This window comes from Ruegeria sp. CDSC085 (assembly GCF_059610465.1).
In genome coordinates, this window is record NZ_JBXWNR010000002.1 from 298,136 (window position 1) to 315,271 (window position 17,136).

Consider the following 17,136-nt stretch of genomic DNA (forward strand, 5'->3'; position numbering starts at 1 on the left):
TTGATTTACGGGCCAATGATCAGGTTCGGCAGCGTCAGCGATATTGCCGGTACAAAAGTGATCAGCATGAGCGCGGCAAAGATGGCGAGGTAGAAAGGCCAAATCGTTTTGACCGCTTTCTCCATCGGTAGTTTTCCAACCGCACACCCCACAAAGAGACATGTCCCGACAGGTGGCGTGCAAAGACCAAGACCGAGGTTCACCAAAAGGATCATGCCGAACTGCAGCGGGTCGATACCCAGCATGTTCATCACCGGCAGGAAAATCGGTGTGCAGATCAGGATCAACGCGGCCATGTCCATGATCATCCCCAAAAGCAACAGGACAGCATTGATCATTAACAAGATCAGGATCGGGTTTTCTGTGATACCCAACAGGAATTCGACCGTTTTCGTCGGCACCCGGTTGAACGTCAGCATATAGGCAAAAGCACCGGCACAGGCGATCAGAATCATCACCATAGAAGTTGTGCGTACCGAAGAGATAACGGCAGTTTTAAAGTTTTCCCAGGACAGGCTACGATAGACAACAAGCGTCACGACAAAGGCATACATTGCCCCGAACGCGCCGGATTCAGTCACCGTAAAGACGCCTGACAAGACCCCTCCGACAATAATCACGGCCGTCAATAAACCCGGAATCGAACCCACAAAAGCAATGGCAAGTGCGGTCCAACCTGGAAACTGCTCGGCCTGATAGCCACGCTTGACCGCTACGACGTACGCTGCAATTGCAAGGCAGCAACACATAAGGACGCCGGGCACAACGCCAGCCAGAAACAGTTTTGAGATTGAAACAGCACCGCCCGTTGCAAGGGCAAAGATGATCATGTTGTGGCTGGGCGGAATGATGATCCCGGCAATTGATGACGTCACTGTGACGTTCACGGCATAGTCGGCATCATAACCTTTGTCTTTCATCACCGGGATCAGGATCGACCCAAGGGCCGAGATATCGGCAATCGCCGATCCGGAAATGCCACCAAACAACATGGACGAGAAGACATTGACGATGCCAAGTCCACCGCGCACAGCGCCTACGGCGGCCTGCGCAAACCGAACCAACCGGATCGCGATACCACCGTGAAACATAAGCTCGCCCGCAAAGATGAAGAACGGGATCGCCATTAGGGAAAAGACGTTGATCCCCGACACGATACGCTGGAATCCAACAAACAGCGGTAATCCTTCAAACCAAAAGGAAGCCAATGCAGCGATACCAAGGGCGTATGCCACTGGCGCACCGATGATGACACAAAGGGCAAAAACCCCCAACAGAATCATGAGTCCCATGACTATCCCTGATCTATGTTGTCTTGGCGTTCGTCTCGGCCCAGAAACAGGCGGATCAGATGGCCAGTGGAAAAAAGGAACACCAACGCGCCGCTGATTGTCAGTGGCAAGGAACGCAAGCCCTCTGACCATTGGATGAGCGGGATCAGCGTGTTCCATTTGAATTTGGTCAACTCGATTCCGTACCAAAACATCATGCCACCGAAACCTGCCATCAGGACATCAGAGACCACGACGAAAACCGTTCGCACAGAGGGCGGAACTATATTGCGGAACACGACAACAGAGAGGTGCGTGTGATTGTGCACGCCCGCAGCCGCACCGAGGAACGCGATGACCATGACCAACAGCAGTGAAACCTGCTCGACCCACGTGGGCGTGTTGTTCAGAACGTAGCGGCCAAATACCAGCCAGGCAAAGATCGCCGTCATTACAACAATGGCAACGCCAGACAGCAACATGCAAGCTCGTGCAAGCAGATCAAGAATCCTGTCCATGTTGCGCATGGCGGCAGGTGGGGTATCGGGCTCTTGCATTGGGATTCCTCTGAGACAAAACGCCCGGCATCCAATTGGTGGAGCCGGGCGCTCAAAGTTGGACTGTTACGACAACTTATTCAGTGGCTTGCGCCATTTCTACCAACGCTTTCATGTCAGGATTTGCAGCCAAGTAGTCTGCATAAACCGAATCCATTGCGGACTGGAATGGGCCTTTGTCAGCGATTTCATTGACTGTGATACCAGCCGCTTCGACATCTTTACGCGCTTGCTCAGAGCCAATTGCCCAAAGCTCACGCTGGACCAATGCGGCTTCTTCTGCTGCACCGCGCACAGCGGCCTGCAGTTCAGGAGACAGCGCATTGAATTTGGCCGTGTTCACGCAGATGCACTCGGGAATAATCAGGTGCTCGGATAAAGAATAATTTGTGGTCACTTCAAAGTGGCCGACATTTTTGAATGACGGGAAGTTGTTTTCCGCACCATCAACGACGCCGGTTTTCAGCGCTTGCTGAACTTCGGAGAAAGCCATTGGAGACGGGTTCCCGCCCATAGCTGAAATCATCGATGTATAAAGATCGTTGTTCATCACACGGATTTTCAGACCTTCGACATCTGCGGGAGTATTGATCGGCTTTTGGCTGTAGAATGAACGCGCACCAGCATCAAACCATGCCAGTGGCAGAACACCTGCTTCACCCATCGCAGCTGAAACAACTTCACCGGCGTCGCCATCCAGCACACGGAACATGTGCGGCACATCTTTGAAGATGAAAGGAAGCGATACAAGATTAGCTTCTTTCACCATTGGGCCAATGGGACCGAGGTTGAAGTTACCGACCTCGATTGCGCCGATACGAACCTGTTCAAGGGCATCCGGTTGGGAACCAAGAACACCACCGTGGAACACATCGACGGTAACCTCGCCGTCCGTAGCAGCGTCAACCAGTTCAGCAAACTTGTCCATCGCAGCCGTGTTGGGATGGCCGTCGTTGTGGATGTTCCAGGCCCGCCAGTTTTCGGCTGAAGCTGACGTTGCGATGAATGCCACAGCGGTCGCAGTTGCAAAGAACGATTTCGTGAAAGTCATGGGTTCTCCTCCCCGATTAATTTTGGACAGGATTTGGCTTTCATGGAATTTCAGAGACCGTAAGCCACGTAGCTTTCGATTTCCCCCAAGAACCAGAATCGCTGCTGCCCCTAAAGGGACACTAGTATCCAAGTTATGTCAACTGTAGGCTTTTAGTATGTCAGATTGCTTGACAGTCGAAAGCGCAGGACATTTGATAGGTGACAGGCCTACATTGGTTCACTCAAGCAAAAAAAGTAAAATAATTATTTTATTTCAATGCTCTAACAGTGGACCGTTAAATTGAAACGTGACTAAAATAGAGGGCGCGAGCAACATACCGTGGAAAATATTGTCAGACGAACCACAACCGATGCGGTCTATGAAGCGCTACACGACGAGATCGTTTCGCTTGAAATTCTTCCCGGTACAAAACTATCCGAAACTGAGGTAGCCAGCCGATTCGGCGTATCACGCCAACCTGTTCGCAACGCATTCACAAGGCTCGGCAACGAAGATCTGCTCTTAATACGACCACAAAAGGCGACCGTAGTTCGAGGATTTTCTATGGAGCGTGTGGCTCTCGCTCGATTGGTTAGAATGGCGGTAGAGTTGGAGATCGTCCATCGAGCAATGGAAGTTTGGGACGCAACACGTGAAGCAAAACTTGCAGAAAATCTCGCCTTACAAGAGCAGGCAATCAGTGAAGGTGATCTATCGGCGTTTCACACGCTGGACTATGATTTTCACAAACTGATCTATGTGCTCAGCGGCAATCCGATGGCCTTTGATGTGATGCTAGAATCAAAGCAAAAGGTTGACCGGCTTTGTATGCTCAGCCTTGAAAAGGGTAGTGCAGCAGAAGCCATCCTCGCCGACCACCGTGAGATTGCAGAGGCCATGGCGGCAGGAGACCATGACCAAGCGCAAGCCGCTGTCAGAAAACACCTGTCCCGCCTCGACGAAACCATCGACTTCATCCACAAGACGCACCCAGACTACTTTGAGTAACCGAGGCCATGCGATCTGGTGGTCTCAGGCCGTTCCTCGTTCCGGACGGTCATTATCAATATTGAATTTGATTCCGTCCAAAAGCTCGTCCAAATCGGGACGTGCCGCAGGGCCGTTAGAGATATCGACCAGCATCAACGTCCCGTTCGGACGGATACCAAACGCACCAGGTTCGGAAAATAGACCCGTTGTTTCTGCTTCAGATAAAGGTGATGACACATAAAGACCAAGCGAGCGCATTTGCGCTTCGGTCATTCCATAACAAAGATCAAAATCCCAGCCAAATTCTGCTTTGTCTGCCGCAGCTTTTTCCTTGGTGTCAGCAGAGACAACAACAACGTCCATAACGTCAGCCCATGCCGGCAGCGCCGCATTCAACTTGTTCAAGAAGCGCTTACAGCGTGGACAATGCTTGCCTCGATAGACAAACAGCATGGTCCAGCGGTCTTTTTGTTGACCGATCGTAACCTTGTCCTCAGACCCCAGACTCATAAAACTCATTTGCTCGATTTGCGCGCCTACATTTGGTTTGGCTGAGGTCATGAGTCGTTCCTTTGTTCTATTAACAATGGCTTTGCGCGGATAACGTTAGCTTAGTTCATGTCACGTTAAGGCAATGATTGAAACCAAGAACGCGATATCATTGGGTGCTTGAAAGGCGCGCTCGATGGTGCTTTCAGACGAATTCGAACCGATCTCAGTTTGCCGGCAGATGCGTGAACTTATACGGAACAAAGCTGGCGCCACCCGGCGAGGGCGGCGGCTCGGTTAACTTTAAAATTGTGTCGTGAATAAAGATGGCGTTCCTGATTGAAGTGGTTGTGCGCCGAAGAATGGACAGCGGCGAACTTTTGCAAACATCGCATCTGTCGGAAACGCAGCATCACTCGTTCCCTTCGTCGAAATGGAAGGTGTGAATTTTCCGCTCGGTTGTTCACCCAGCGTCCCGTTTCCTGCCTTCGCACGTTGCCAATAACTTTCAAAGCGGCGCCATAGGACCGAAGCTTGTCCATCACAATCACTTCCGGCCGGCCATACCTCTTCATTGATTTTCTTAAGAATTTCAACGCTGCATTACGATCCCGGCGCTTAGTGACAAAACTTTCCATCACTTCACCTTCGTGATCAACGGCCCGCCAAAGGTGGTGTGTCTTGCCATTGATCTTCACGAAAACCTCGTCCAAGTGCCACTGCCAGTTCGAGTAGCAACAAATCCGGCTCACCCTGTTTTTGCGGATCTCAGCTGCGAACACTGGACCAAATCTGTTCCACCAAAACCGCACCGTTTCGTGGCTTACGTCGATGCCGCGCTCATGCAGAAGATCTTCCACGTTCCGCAGCGACCGCAGGAACCGGACATACATCATAACGGCCAGGCGAATGATCTCTGGGCTGGTTTTGAAGTAGCAAAATGGATTGGGTTTTGTCATCCCACGAAGCTACGGAACCACCCTACCCGCCTCAAGCCGGTTTCCTCTGACAATGCCAGTCTAAGTTCATCTAATTCCCGGTTTTTGTTTTCTTCTCGCTTAGTGTGGCTACCAGTTTTCTGGTCACACTATTGCAATAGCAATAGGAGCGAGGTCGGGGCTGACTTAACACTGCGGAGATTTTCGCACAGGTTTAGTTTTCAACAACCCATCTGTTTGGGCGTTAAAACTTGACGAACCGTAGATTCGAAGGGGGGAAGATGAGGGATAACATAAACTCTGCCGATAATAATTTAATAAAATTAAACTGATAGAAAAATTAATGGCGGAGAGACAGGGATTCGAACCCTGGAGACGGTTTCCCGCCTACACACTTTCCAGGCGTGCGCCTTCGACCACTCGGCCACCTCTCCGTGCCGGCGATGTTTGGACGAATGCAATCAGATTTGCAAGGCCCCAATTCGGTGATTTCAGTTGAATGCTTAAATTATTCTGTACACCTACTGTAGGGTGACAAAAGGCCAACACGTGCTGGGATCTGGTCGCTCAAACCTCATCACCCGAATCCGAGTCCATATCCGCCTCGGTCAAATCCGCGGGAGCTTGTGCGACTTTACGTGGTTGATCCTGCTCAGATACGAAAGCATCCTGCTTACCTTTTCCCGAGGCTTGCAGGGTTTCAGGATTTCGCAACCAGATATCACGCTGTGCGAATGGAATCTCGATCCCCGCCTCCGAGAATCTGCGGTTGATTTCATGGTTCATGTCGGATTTCACCGACAGAACCCAATTCACGTCCCGCAGGATCGCCCGTATTTCAAAGTCCAAAGAGTCCGCTCCGAACCCCTGGAATACAACGCTTGGCGCCGGGTTGGCCAAAACCATCGGATGGTTGTTGGCGACTTCACCCAGAATGGTTTCGACCAGACGCGTGTCAGTTCCGTAGGCAACACCCACCGGAACAATCACCCGCCCAATCGTATTGCCACGGGTATAGTTTGTAACAACACCGCTGATCAGGTCAGAATTCGGAACAATTACATCCGTCCTGTCAAACGTCTCGATCCGGGTCGAGCGAACGGAAATGTCCCGCACATATCCCATCATGCCATTCACATCGATCCAATCCCCCTTGGAAATCGGGCGCTCGACCAGAAGGATGATGCCTGAGACGAAGTTTGACACGATTGTCTGCAAACCAAAGCCGATCCCAACAGACAGCGCTCCGGCGACAATCGCCAGCGACGACAGATCAAATCCGGCCACCATGATTGCCACCAACGCGGCAAGAAATATCCCAACGTATCCGGACCCGGCGACAATTGCGTTTTGGCCACCCGGGTCTATGCTGGTTTTCGGCAGAAGCGAATTCCGCAGCCCGCTTTGCAACAGGCGCGTCAGCGTATAACCGATTGCGAAAACGGCAACAAAGGTCAGAAAGTTGCTTGGCGAGATCGTAACTCCGCCGAGATCAAACCCAAGCAGCAGGCGCGACCATACTTCCAGCAGATCAGTCTCGCGTGCGCCCCAATAAATTGCCAGAATTGGCAGTGCCGTGATGGCCAATGCAAACCCGACCAGTACGGAAAAAAGCGAATCTCGCGCGGCTTCTCCCTGCCCTGTGATCCAACCGTAAATTTGACTGATGAACCGCTGCAGGATGACCAAGGCCCCGATCAGCACCAATGTCTTGACCGCAGGAAACACGATTGCTTCGGCCGCATTGGTGTATCCGAAAATCGCCAACAAAGGAGACACGATGCCCAACAGGAACAATGCCCGGCGCAGGAACTCGACCAACTGGCTGAAACCTGCGGAACGGGTCGAGGCAGATTGATCCGGCGGGCCGTCGGTTGTTCGAATCTGCCGTATTCGCAACAACAACAAAGCCGTAGCGACAATGATCGGGAAGCTGACGACGGCGCGGGTCGCGTCGGAAATGTTTTCGATCCGCTCAAACAGCAGCGCCAATTCGTGCAAAACCAGTATCAGGGCAAGCAGGTCTATGTACACGCGCAGTTCGGTGATACGCGCAGCGGACAGACGTTTGAACCCCTGCGAGGCGCCGATCACGTACACCTGACGACCAATCCAGTCATAGAAAAACAAGATCGCTGCCCAATACGGAACATTCTGAAGCAAAAGGCTGCCCCTCAGCCCCGGAACACCCGTGAGACTGATCGCCGTGACCACGGCAACCACTCCGATCCATGGCAATAGAATTCGCAGTAGTGAGATTACGAACGACCATACCCCAGTCCCGGCGCCGCCGAGTAACCTGAGGTAGTCGCCTCCAAGTTCGGACCACCGTTTACCAAAGATCAGCAGCACGGCTGAAAGGATCAGAAGTATGAAGATTGCGAGCCCACGAGCACGAACTTGCTCGCGCACGACATCTGAACGCAAATTCGTGATCGTTTCGTTTACAAGGCTTTGAATGGCCTCTTTGACATCCACCCATGCCGGCCCCCAATACGCCGGGTTGATCGGCGACGGGCCCTGTTCAAAAAATTCTTTTTTCTGCCGCGCGCGAAGGATCCGATCGATTTCGCTGATCAGCCCATTCGCACGGCTATACGCTTCTTCGGATATGATGCGCGGCACGCGCAGACTGTTGAGCTGTTCTTCCAGATGCGCGCGAAGTTTGGCTATATCTTCGGGTTCGGTCGCGTCCCCTTCGGGTTTGGGGCCCAACGCTTTTATCTGACTTTCAAGCGTCGTGATGCGGTCGGTGTTAGCACCTCGGGCCCGATTGAAGTCTTCCCTGTACCTATTTATTTCTGAACGCAATTTCTCCAGTGCGGCATCCGAAGCCCGGTTCGCCTCAATCACGGATTCGGCCCGGTTCGCCGTTTTGATCCAACCTTGATAATACTCGCTTTGACGATCCGTCAGTTGCGCGACAGCGCTAGTTGAAAACCAGACAAAGCACAGGAATAACAGGGTAAAAAACAGGCGGACCTGTCCAAGCATCACACGTCCTCGAATACGCCGGGAATGCTGCGTGGCGCTTCGGTCATCCAATCCGGAACCGGAAGCTCTTTTTCTCGCAAGAACTCGGGGTTGAACAGCTTTGATTGATACCGAGTGCCGTAATCGCACAGGATGGTCACGATGGTATGACCTGGCCCCATTTCCTTAGCCAGGCGCACCGCCCCTGCCATGTTGATTGCGGTTGAGCCGCCCATGACCAGACCTTCCTCACGCAGCAGGTCGAAGATGTACGGCAGCGCTTCGTTGTCGGTGATCTGATACGAAAAATCCGGTGTAAACCCTTCCAGGTTCTTGGTGATACGCACCTGCCCGATGCCTTCTGCGATCGAACCACCCTCCATCGCGATCTCACCCGTCGTGTAATACGAATACAGGCCAGCCCCCATGGGATCGGCAAGACCGATTTTGACGCCCTTGGGCTGCAAAACTTCGGCGACGCCTGCCAACGTTCCACCCGACCCGACGGCGCTGACGAACCCGTCAACCTTGCCGCCTGTCTGTTCCCAGATCTCGGGCCCCGTGGTTTCCACATGTGCCTGACGGTTCGCCACATTGTCGAACTGGTTGGCCCAGATTGCGCCATTGGGTTCTGTCTGCGCCAGTTCCTCAGCCAGACGGCGGGAATAATGCACGAAATTATTGGGGTTGCGATACGGGGCTGCGGGCACCTGAACCAACTGAGCGCCTGCCAAACGCAGCATATCCTTCTTTTCTTCCGACTGGGTCTCTGGGATAACGATAACCGTTTTGAATCCCATCGATGCACCGACCAGAGCCAGACCAATACCGGTATTGCCGGCAGTGCCTTCCACGATGGTACCGCCCGGTTTCAGATCCCCCCGAGCGATTGCATCTTTAATGATAAAAAGAGCAGCACGATCCTTTACCGACTGACCCGGGTTCATGAACTCGGCTTTGCCAAGAATCTCGCATCCAGTCTCTTCGCTGATGCGGCGCAGCCGGATCAGCGGTGTTTTTCCTACTGCGTCAGCAAGATCTCGTGCAATGCGCATGGTCACCCCTTGTCATTTGGTATCTTGGAAGATTTACAGCCGCACTGCCGCGACCACAAGCGAGATAGTCACGCTCGCAAACGATCCCGATGGCGGGCCAGCCAGTACGCCAGGGACACCAGTTGCAAATCCTTGAAAAGATGGCGGTCCGTCATATCGATAAATTCGTCGAATGGCAGAATCCGGCTGCGGATATCTTCACCCTCGGTGTCCAAGCCACCGGTGATTGTTGTCTCAGTTAAATTGCCAAGTCCGACATAAAGATACATGAAACCCGTAGAGGAACCGCTGGAGGAATACGCGCCGCCCGCAGGTTCCAGCCTGTCAAATCTAACTCCTGCTTCCTCCATGGCCTCGCGATGCGCCGTCTGTTCAGGCGTTTCGCCGGGGTCGATCATCCCGGCAACTGCTTCCCAAAGCCAGGGCTCCGGATCGTTGATCAAAAACACCGGCGGCCTGAACTGCTCAACCAAAAGCACGGTGTCCCGGATCGGGTCATACGGCAGAACCGACACGGCACTGCCCTGCATCAAACCGCCCCGGTGCAGCACGGGGCCCATGCTGCCGTCATGCTGCCGGAACTGAAGGTCGATTTCCTCCATCCCGAAATAGTCCACATAGACCCGGTCGTGGCGGTGCACAATTACGTCTTCGCCTATATTCCGCGGGTCGCCGGTTCGCCGCTGGCTGGCCATGATCTTTGCCCAGGCACGGGTTTGAATGGCGCGTACGCTGCGTGCCATGACTTTGGGATCGACTTTGCCGAAATAGGCCATTTCCTCTTCGGCAGCGAGAGCCGTCACCTCTCCCAATTTGTCCACCCAGTCCTGTAACGACCACAACTCACCAGGCTGCCATGCGCCCGGGGTCGGGAAAAAGACCTGCGCCCGGGCTTCGCCCCCGTCCTCCAGAATAACCTTCAACGATTTCAGGTCATAGTCAAAAGACCCTTCGTAATAGGCCAGCCTGGCCAGATCATCGGATGACAAACCCTGCACCAGCAAGCCTTCGGCAGCGGCGCCCTTGGCGGGCAGGATCATCGGGAAATCCTGCCCCTGAACCGCGTGAAGCGCGTGATCGCACAGCTTGGCAGTATGAAACGTTATTTCGCCCAGCGGACGGCCCAGAACGCGCTGCAACAGCGGCAGATACCGCAGCGTTCCATAGAAGAACAGATCAGACAAATTCAATCTCTCTTGTGACGAAATGGTTCAGCGCCATTTGCGGCTGGCCTGTTCCGTGGCCAGCCCGGCGACAACGGCACCAACGGCGAATGTGATGAGAATCTCGGGATAGATCAGTTGCTTGCCGTAATCGATTCCAATCGAAAAAATGGCCATCACGGCTTCGAACGGGCCACCATAGCGATTGCGCATTGCAAGATCGAACATACGATAGCACCCCTGCACAAACAGCGCCCAAAAAACCAGTGAGGCAACTCCGGTCAAGCCGTTGTTAATACCCGCAGTCCACCCACGCCCGGCGCGCTTTCCCATGATTTTCCAGCCACAGATCGCGCCAAGAGCCATGTTCACATAGGTAAAGTAACCATAGTCCTTACCCTCTTCACCATTTTCGATAACCATGCTTGAAACAAGAAAAGCCAGCACGATGAGACAAACAGCGGCTACGAGACGCGAGGCAGTGGGCATGTGACGGTCCGGGAGTTAACTTGGTTTCGATATTGTAATCTGTGTCACATCGCAATTGCCCGTGTCAAAGGCCGCACCGCACGCGGTCAAATAATAATTCCACATGCGGCGGAAACGCTCATCAAACCCCAAGTCCGAGATCTGATCCCATTTGTCGTTGAATGTTTCATACCAGCGGCGCAGAGTCAGGTCATAGCTTTTCCCGAATTCTTTCGAGCGTACAACCTGCAACCCGGCCTGATCTATCTGCTGACGCAGGATTGTCGGTGACGGAAGCATTCCACCCGGGAAGATATATTTCTGAATGAAATCAACGCCATTCTTGTAAAAATCCCAGCGGTGATCACCCACCGTTATGATTTGAAAAGTCGCTTGAGCGCCAGGTTTCAACCGCTCACGAACGGTTTCGAAATAAACCGGCCAGTATTTTTGACCCACCGCCTCAAACATCTCGATGGATGCTATGCCGTCATAGACCCCGCGTTCATCCCGATAGTCTTGCAGCTTGAATTCGACTTGATCTGATAATCCTGCCTTTTCAATACGTTCCTTGGCGTATTTAAATTGTTCCTGACTGATGGTCAGGCCAGTGACACGCAAACCCCGTTCTTTTGCGGCATATTCCGCGAAGCCGCCCCAGCCACATCCGATCTCCAGAACATGGTCCCCCGGTTTTGCTCCCATCTCATCCACAAGACTGGCGTACTTGGCTGTCTGCGCATTCTCGAGGCTTTCCTGCCCGGTTTCAAATATCGCACTGGAATAAGTCATCGTCTCGTCCAGCCATGAGCTGTAAAAATCATTTCCCAGATCGTAGTGATACGAGATATTCTTCTTAGCTTGCGCCCTGTTGTTTCGGTGCAGCCAGAACCGCAGCCGTTCATAGGCCTGAATAAGAAACTGGCCCGTAAACCCGTCATAAACGGTTTCGGTTCCTAGATGCACAAGATCCATGAAAGACCGCAGATCAGGTGTACTCCAATGTCCGTCCAGATACGCATCGGAGAAGCCCAGTTCGCCTTCGCGGATCAGGCGTGCAAAGACGTCGTCGTCGTGAATTTCGACCTGAGCAACCGGTCCGGCCTTTGCGCCTTCTGCGCGAAACGTGCGACCATCGGGCAGTTTGATATCCAGTCGCCCGGATTCCATCCGGTTCAACATTTTGAAGACTTGGGCGAAGTATCTGGGCAGGTTTTTCTGCCCTTCGGTCGTCGTCAGGATCATCCGCTCTCCCCTCTGCGGTACTTGTACAAAGCTAGGCGGCGAAATTGTTTCTGGCAAGTTTTCAGTTCCTTAGTGGGGTTTTCGGCTTTCATATGCGCGTAAGGCGCGGGTCCGCCCTTCGGACAATTCAACGATCGGCTTGGGGTAATTCGCATCCGGGCGCAGACCCCACGATCTCGGCGCGGCATCAAAATATGAAAGGGCCGTGTTGCCGGGTTCGGCATGGCCTTCAGCGATCCAGTGGCGCACAAACACCCCGTCAGGATCGAATTTCTCTGCTTGTGTTTGGGGATTGAAAATCCGGAAGAACGGGGATGCATCGGGCCCCGAGCCGGCAACCCACTGCCAGCCCATGGCATTACAGGCCGGATCCCAGTCGACCAGACAATCCTCAAACCACTCCATCCCTATTTTCCAATGGGTCATCAGATGCTTGGTCAGATAGCTTGCGACGATCATACGGGCCCGGTTGTGCATCCGACCTGTCACATACATTTGCCGCAGGCCGGCATCGACAACAGGGATTCCGGTTCTGGCCTGCCGCCAGGCAGTGACCTCGGGATGGTCCGGATCGGTGTTCCAGGGAAAACTGTCCCATTCCGGCTTCCAGTTGGATGTCACCAGTTGGGGCGTATGGAACATAAGATGATAAGCAAACTCACGCCAGACAAGTTGGCGCAAAAAAGCGTCGGTTCCCCGTGTTCCGGTCAACGCGGCCCGCTGGATCATGTGCCAGACGGTGCGTGGCCCGATCTCACCCAAAGAGAGATACTCTGACAGGTTGGATGTCCCATCCTGATCCAGCCTGTCCCGAAGATCGGAGTATTGAACAATCCGGTCGAGAAACTCTTCGAGGTGATCCAGAGCGGCTCGCTCGCCAGGTTGCACATGAGGGCGCACGACCCTCGCTCCCCTGTTCATTGCCCCCCCCAACCGACAATCGCTCAAGCCGTCAGAAGCAGGCCACGACACAGGTGCCTTAAGCGCAGTAATTGGCGCGTCAGGAAGTTGTACTTCCCGCCCCTGAACCGCACGCCACATCGGTGTGAAAACCCGAAACGGATGACCCGATTTGGTGGCGACAGTCCAGGGTTCAAAAAGCAGATGCCCGGAAAATGACTTTGCAGTCACACCTTCTGTTGCAAGTACAGACTTAATCTTCTTGTCGCGTTCAATCGAGGCAGGATCGTAAGCGCGGGACCAGAAGACAGAGGTTGCGCCGGTCTCGGCCATTACCCGCTGCACCTGTTCAAGCGCATCACCGCGTCGAAAGATCAGTCGGCTGCCCATATTGGCCAGTGACGCTTTGAATGCCTCCAACCCCAAGCCTAAACGCCACTTTGGCGCGGCTCCCATCTGGTCGACAATATCGTCATGAATAAAAAGTGGTATGACCGGACGGCCACTTTCGGCCGCCGCAGTCAACGCGGGGTGGTCCGACAGACGTAAATCCCGTCGAAACCACAAAACGATCGGAGCCTGCTCTTGCACTACAATCCGCCCTTGAGGTTTTTATCTATACGCACTCTCAAGGGTAGTGGATCACAAAACGCGCTCAAGAGCCTCTAAAAGCTGATCAATTTCGTGCTGTGTAGTGTAATGTGTGAAGCTGACGCGCAAAACACCTTGTACCGGATCAACACCCATCGCCCGCAAGGGACGCACCGCATAGAAGTCTCCGCCACCTGCCATGACACCATATTGCGCCAGTTCTGCTGCAACTGGTTCAGCCGGACGGTTCAACGAAAGCGCAACGGTGGGCGCGCGCCGGTTGGCGTCAGACGTACCGATCAGACGTACCGCGTTACGGTCCTTTACCGCATCCAGAACCGGGTGCAGCAGCGACACTTCGTGCGACCGCATCAGATCATGGGCAAACGCACCCTGCTCTGCCGCGCCCGTCTCGGGCCCGCCATGGTGGGTACACAGCAGCTCAACATAATCCGCCATACCAGCACTGGCTGCGATCTGCGCGTGATCGGGGCCAGCCGGGGTGAATCGCTTGTACAAGACGTCACCGTTGAAATAATGCGCCTGGTTGGGCAGCAGCTCTCCCAGTGTGCGGCGGATGACCATGCACCCCTGATGCGGGCCATAGGTCTTGTACGCAGAAAACAAATAGATATCCGGCCCCAGATCGCCAACATTCGGAAATCCGTGCGGGGCGTAGGATACGCCATCAACGCAGACAAACGCACCCGCCGCATGCGCAATAGCAGTGATCTCTGTGACCGGATTGATCTCACCAACAACATTTGAGCAATGAGGAAAACAGACCAGACGCACTTTTTCGTCCAACATGTTTTCCAGATCCTGAGGGTTCAGCGATCCGGTTTCCGGATCGATCTGCCATTCCCTCACCTCAATCCCGTCCTCAGCCAGACGGCGCCATGGGCCAGAGTTGGCTTCGTGATCCTGATTGGTCACGACGATTGCCTCGCCGGGCTGCATCCATTGTCGGAACGCCTGCGCTAATACATAAGTGTTCTGGGTGGTTGAGGGGCCAAAACTCAGCTCATCCGTGTCAACGCCCAGAATGGCGGCCATGCGCGCACGCGCTTCGTCCATTTCGACGCCCGCCAAGCGGCTGGCCGCATATGGGGCGTAGGGCTGAACCTTGCGCTGCGTGTAGAACCGTGTCAGCCGGTCAATCACCGGCTTGCAGGTGTAAGATCCACCCGCGTTTTCGAAAAACGCCTGACCTTGCAGGCTGGGTTCGGAAAAGGCCGGGAATTGCGCCCGAACGAAATCGATATCCAGAGAGCTCATGCCTCATTGCTCCTTATTTATGCATTCAGATCAATGAGATGCCCACGCATGTTTCCGGACATCTCAGAAATCATGGCAGGTCTTCCAGCCCAGCCTGTGCTCGGGCCTTGGGCCAACAAAGCACGGGGCAGCCCTTCGCCTTGGAAGGACACCGATACTTAGACAGCGCCGTCCTCAACCGTCAAGCAAAAGCAAAACGCAGAAGCCCCGACATAAGGCCGGGGCTTTGAAAGCTTGCAGAGTTGCCCGGCGCTTGCACAGGCCTCAACCCTGAACCTTGGTATAGGTCCCTTCGCCTGCCAGAATTCCGCGGAAGCCACCGGGCTCATCAAGCCCGAAGACGATCAGGGGCAGATTGTTGTCGCGTGCCAACGCAATGGCCGAGGCATCCATGACCCGCAGTCGCTTGGCCAGCACGTCATCATAAGTCACGGTATCATAACGCACTGCGTCAGCATGTTCCGCCGGGTCCTTGTCGTACACGCCATCCACTCCGTTCTTGCCCATGAAGATCGCCTCGCACGCCATTTCGTTGGCGCGCAGGGTGGCTGCGGTGTCTGTCGTGAAATATGGATTGCCAGTACCGGCGGCGAAGATACAGACCCGCTTTTTCTCGAGGTGCCGTACGGCGCGGCGGCGGATATAAGGCTCGCATACCTCGTCCATGCGAATGGCCGAGATCACGCGGGTGAACACTCCGTTCTCTTCCAGTGCGGATTGCATCCCCAGCGCGTTCATTACCGTAGCCAACATGCCCATATAATCCGCTGTGGTCCGCTCCATGCCCTGGGCTGAACCGCTCAGGCCCCGAAAAATGTTGCCGCCGCCAATGACCATGCAAATCTCAACGCCCAGATCGTGGACCGATTTCACTTCCTGTGCGATGCGTTGAACGGTTGGCGGGTGCAGACCGAATCCCTGATCCCCCATCAACGCCTCCCCTGAAATTTTCAACATGACCCGTTTGTACTTTGTTTTCGGGGACTCAGCAGTTTCAGTAGTAGGGGAAAGGCTCATGTTGCGCTCCGGGCTGGCACGGGGTTAATTTCCGGCGCAAAATGAAGCAAAAGCTCCGCAGGTTCAATGCGGTTGGTGAGGATAGAGGCAACCGCGCATGACCCGGCGATCAACAGACCTGCTTTTTCAGCGACTGTCTCCAATTCCCGAAGACAAGCCGGTTCTGATTGCAGGGCCGACGGCATCGGGGAAATCAGCGTTGGCGCTGGAGATTGCCGAACGGCATGGCGGAGTTATCGTCAACGCGGATGCAAGTCAGGTTTACGACTGCTGGCGCGTCATCTCGGCCAGGCCATCCACAGAAGAAGAAACCCGCGCGCCACATCTGCTGTACGGACATGTCGCCTATGATCAGGATTATTCTACCGGCCATTGGCTGCGCGAGGTCGTGCCCCTGCTCACAGGGGATCAACGCCCGATCATTGTCGGTGGGACGGGCCTTTATTTCTCGGCGCTGACCGAAGGCATGGCGCAAATCCCAGCGACTCCACCTGCGGTTCGGGCTGAGGCTGATCAGATGCCCATGGCAGACCTTCTGGAGGGGGTCGATGCAGACACGCTTGCAGGGCTGGACGCGCAGAACCGTGCCCGCGTGCAACGCGCCTGGGAGGTGCAGCGCGCCACAGGTCGTAGCCTGTTGTCCTGGCAGGCCGAAACGCCTCCGCCGATACTGCAGCTTCACGATACGGTACCCATCGTATTCGATGTCGACAAGACATGGCTGCTGGACAGGATAGAACGCCGCTTTGATCAGATGCTCGAACAGGGTGCAATCGAGGAAGTGCGCGCCATGCAGGACCGGTTCGACCCAACCCTTCCGGCCTGCAAGGCCATAGGTGTTCCGGAACTCAGAGCATATCTGGACGGCGCGATGACTTTGGATCAGGCGCGCGAGCGCGCAACCATTGCAACAAGGCAATTCGCCAAGCGACAGCGCACCTGGTTTCGCGCCCGTATGAAGGCATGGAATCACGTCGATTTTTCATAGTGATACCCAGAGCTTTCGACTTTGCTTAAGCAAGACGACCACCAAGTCTCAAAGCTTAACAGAACTTAATGATTTGCTGCGGCTTCCCTTAACAAACTAAGAAAACAATGGGAATGCCGGCATCGCTTTGGGCCGTTTGAAGAAAACACCTCTACGACTGCAACTGATCGCGAATGTCGT

At 54.2% G+C, this 17,136-nt stretch carries 15 protein-coding genes and 1 tRNA gene; 2 read left to right on the plus strand and 14 right to left on the minus strand.

Annotated elements, in window-relative coordinates:
• Window positions 1–5 precede the first annotated feature (5 nt).
• From AC2FJB_RS04970 to AC2FJB_RS04980, 3 genes are all read right to left on the minus strand, one after another.
• Window positions 6–1,292, minus strand: coding sequence for a TRAP transporter large permease (locus AC2FJB_RS04970; RefSeq protein WP_058272447.1), 1,287 nt, complete (start codon window positions 1,290–1,292; stop codon window positions 6–8).
• Window positions 1,293–1,294: 2 nt separating this feature from the next.
• Window positions 1,295–1,828, minus strand: coding sequence for a TRAP transporter small permease (locus AC2FJB_RS04975; protein WP_058272446.1), 534 nt, complete (start codon window positions 1,826–1,828; stop codon window positions 1,295–1,297).
• A gap of 76 nt (window positions 1,829–1,904) precedes the next feature.
• A complete protein-coding gene (locus AC2FJB_RS04980) occupies window positions 1,905–2,879 on the minus strand; it encodes a TRAP transporter substrate-binding protein (RefSeq protein ID WP_108862003.1) in 975 nt (324 codons plus the stop codon).
• A 321-nt stretch (window positions 2,880–3,200) separates the two neighbouring features.
• Here AC2FJB_RS04980 and AC2FJB_RS04985 point away from each other — a divergent pair, with 321 nt between their 5' ends.
• Window positions 3,201–3,869, plus strand: a complete 669-nt coding sequence (locus AC2FJB_RS04985; RefSeq protein WP_496717377.1) for a GntR family transcriptional regulator — start codon at window positions 3,201–3,203, stop codon at window positions 3,867–3,869.
• Window positions 3,870–3,893: 24 nt separating this feature from the next.
• Here the strand turns inward: AC2FJB_RS04985 and AC2FJB_RS04990 are convergent, their stop codons facing one another.
• From AC2FJB_RS04990 to pyrH, 11 genes are all read right to left on the minus strand, one after another.
• Window positions 3,894–4,412: a redoxin domain-containing protein gene (locus AC2FJB_RS04990; protein WP_496717376.1), complete on the minus strand. Its 519-nt coding sequence runs from the start codon at window positions 4,410–4,412 to the stop codon at window positions 3,894–3,896.
• Between the two features lie 179 nt (window positions 4,413–4,591).
• Complete coding sequence (locus AC2FJB_RS04995) at window positions 4,592–5,299, minus strand: IS6 family transposase (protein WP_496717374.1); 708 nt, start codon at window positions 5,297–5,299, stop codon at window positions 4,592–4,594.
• Between the two features lie 323 nt (window positions 5,300–5,622).
• A tRNA-Ser gene (locus AC2FJB_RS05000) sits at window positions 5,623–5,712 on the minus strand.
• Between the two features lie 133 nt (window positions 5,713–5,845).
• Window positions 5,846–8,272, minus strand: a complete 2,427-nt coding sequence (locus AC2FJB_RS05005; protein WP_496717373.1) for a DUF3772 domain-containing protein — start codon at window positions 8,270–8,272, stop codon at window positions 5,846–5,848.
• Window positions 8,272–9,306, minus strand: a complete 1,035-nt coding sequence (locus AC2FJB_RS05010) for a cysteine synthase A (protein WP_299896475.1) — start codon at window positions 9,304–9,306, stop codon at window positions 8,272–8,274. Before AC2FJB_RS05010 ends, AC2FJB_RS05005 begins: the two co-directional genes overlap by 1 nt.
• Before the next feature lie 68 nt (window positions 9,307–9,374).
• Window positions 9,375–10,490, minus strand: a complete 1,116-nt coding sequence (locus tag AC2FJB_RS05015; protein WP_496717372.1) for an NUDIX domain-containing protein — start codon at window positions 10,488–10,490, stop codon at window positions 9,375–9,377.
• Window positions 10,491–10,517: 27 nt separating this feature from the next.
• Window positions 10,518–10,958: a TrgA family protein gene (locus AC2FJB_RS05020; RefSeq protein WP_496671898.1), complete on the minus strand. Its 441-nt coding sequence runs from the start codon at window positions 10,956–10,958 to the stop codon at window positions 10,518–10,520.
• A gap of 15 nt (window positions 10,959–10,973) precedes the next feature.
• Window positions 10,974–12,182, minus strand: coding sequence for an SAM-dependent methyltransferase (locus AC2FJB_RS05025; RefSeq protein ID WP_299896469.1), 1,209 nt, complete (start codon window positions 12,180–12,182; stop codon window positions 10,974–10,976).
• A 69-nt stretch (window positions 12,183–12,251) separates the two neighbouring features.
• Window positions 12,252–13,673: a cryptochrome/photolyase family protein gene (locus tag AC2FJB_RS05030; RefSeq protein ID WP_117869190.1), complete on the minus strand. Its 1,422-nt coding sequence runs from the start codon at window positions 13,671–13,673 to the stop codon at window positions 12,252–12,254.
• A 51-nt stretch (window positions 13,674–13,724) separates the two neighbouring features.
• Window positions 13,725–14,951, minus strand: coding sequence for an aminotransferase class V-fold PLP-dependent enzyme (locus AC2FJB_RS05035; protein WP_496717371.1), 1,227 nt, complete (start codon window positions 14,949–14,951; stop codon window positions 13,725–13,727).
• A gap of 264 nt (window positions 14,952–15,215) precedes the next feature.
• A complete protein-coding gene (pyrH, locus tag AC2FJB_RS05040; RefSeq protein ID WP_117869192.1) occupies window positions 15,216–15,968 on the minus strand; it encodes a UMP kinase in 753 nt (250 codons plus the stop codon).
• Between the two features lie 97 nt (window positions 15,969–16,065).
• Between pyrH and miaA the strand changes: the two genes are divergently transcribed.
• Window positions 16,066–16,956, plus strand: coding sequence for a tRNA (adenosine(37)-N6)-dimethylallyltransferase MiaA (gene miaA / locus AC2FJB_RS05045; protein ID WP_496717370.1), 891 nt, complete (start codon window positions 16,066–16,068; stop codon window positions 16,954–16,956).
• Window positions 16,957–17,136 lie beyond the last annotated feature (180 nt).

Excerpts from the sequence above, each read along its gene's own strand:
- AC2FJB_RS04970 (WP_058272447.1), bottom strand. The coding sequence starts at position 1,292 with ATGGGACTCATGATTCTGTTGGGGGTTTTTGCCCTTTGTGTCATCATC.
- AC2FJB_RS04975 (WP_058272446.1), bottom strand. The coding sequence starts at position 1,828 with ATGCAAGAGCCCGATACCCCACCTGCCGCCATGCGCAACATGGACAGG.
- AC2FJB_RS04980 (WP_108862003.1), bottom strand. The coding sequence starts at position 2,879 with ATGACTTTCACGAAATCGTTCTTTGCAACTGCGACCGCTGTGGCATTC.
- AC2FJB_RS04990 (WP_496717376.1), bottom strand. The coding sequence starts at position 4,412 with ATGACCTCAGCCAAACCAAATGTAGGCGCGCAAATCGAGCAAATGAGT.
- AC2FJB_RS04995 (WP_496717374.1), bottom strand. The coding sequence starts at position 5,299 with ATGACAAAACCCAATCCATTTTGCTACTTCAAAACCAGCCCAGAGATC.
- AC2FJB_RS05005 (WP_496717373.1), bottom strand. The coding sequence starts at position 8,272 with ATGCTTGGACAGGTCCGCCTGTTTTTTACCCTGTTATTCCTGTGCTTT.
- AC2FJB_RS05010 (WP_299896475.1), bottom strand. The coding sequence starts at position 9,306 with ATGCGCATTGCACGAGATCTTGCTGACGCAGTAGGAAAAACACCGCTG.
- AC2FJB_RS05020 (WP_496671898.1), bottom strand. The coding sequence starts at position 10,958 with ATGCCCACTGCCTCGCGTCTCGTAGCCGCTGTTTGTCTCATCGTGCTG.
- AC2FJB_RS05025 (WP_299896469.1), bottom strand. The coding sequence starts at position 12,182 with ATGATCCTGACGACGACCGAAGGGCAGAAAAACCTGCCCAGATACTTC.
- AC2FJB_RS05035 (WP_496717371.1), bottom strand. The coding sequence starts at position 14,951 with ATGAGCTCTCTGGATATCGATTTCGTTCGGGCGCAATTCCCGGCCTTT.
- pyrH (WP_117869192.1), bottom strand. The coding sequence starts at position 15,968 with ATGAGCCTTTCCCCTACTACTGAAACTGCTGAGTCCCCGAAAACAAAG.
- miaA (WP_496717370.1), top strand. The coding sequence starts at position 16,066 with ATGACCCGGCGATCAACAGACCTGCTTTTTCAGCGACTGTCTCCAATT.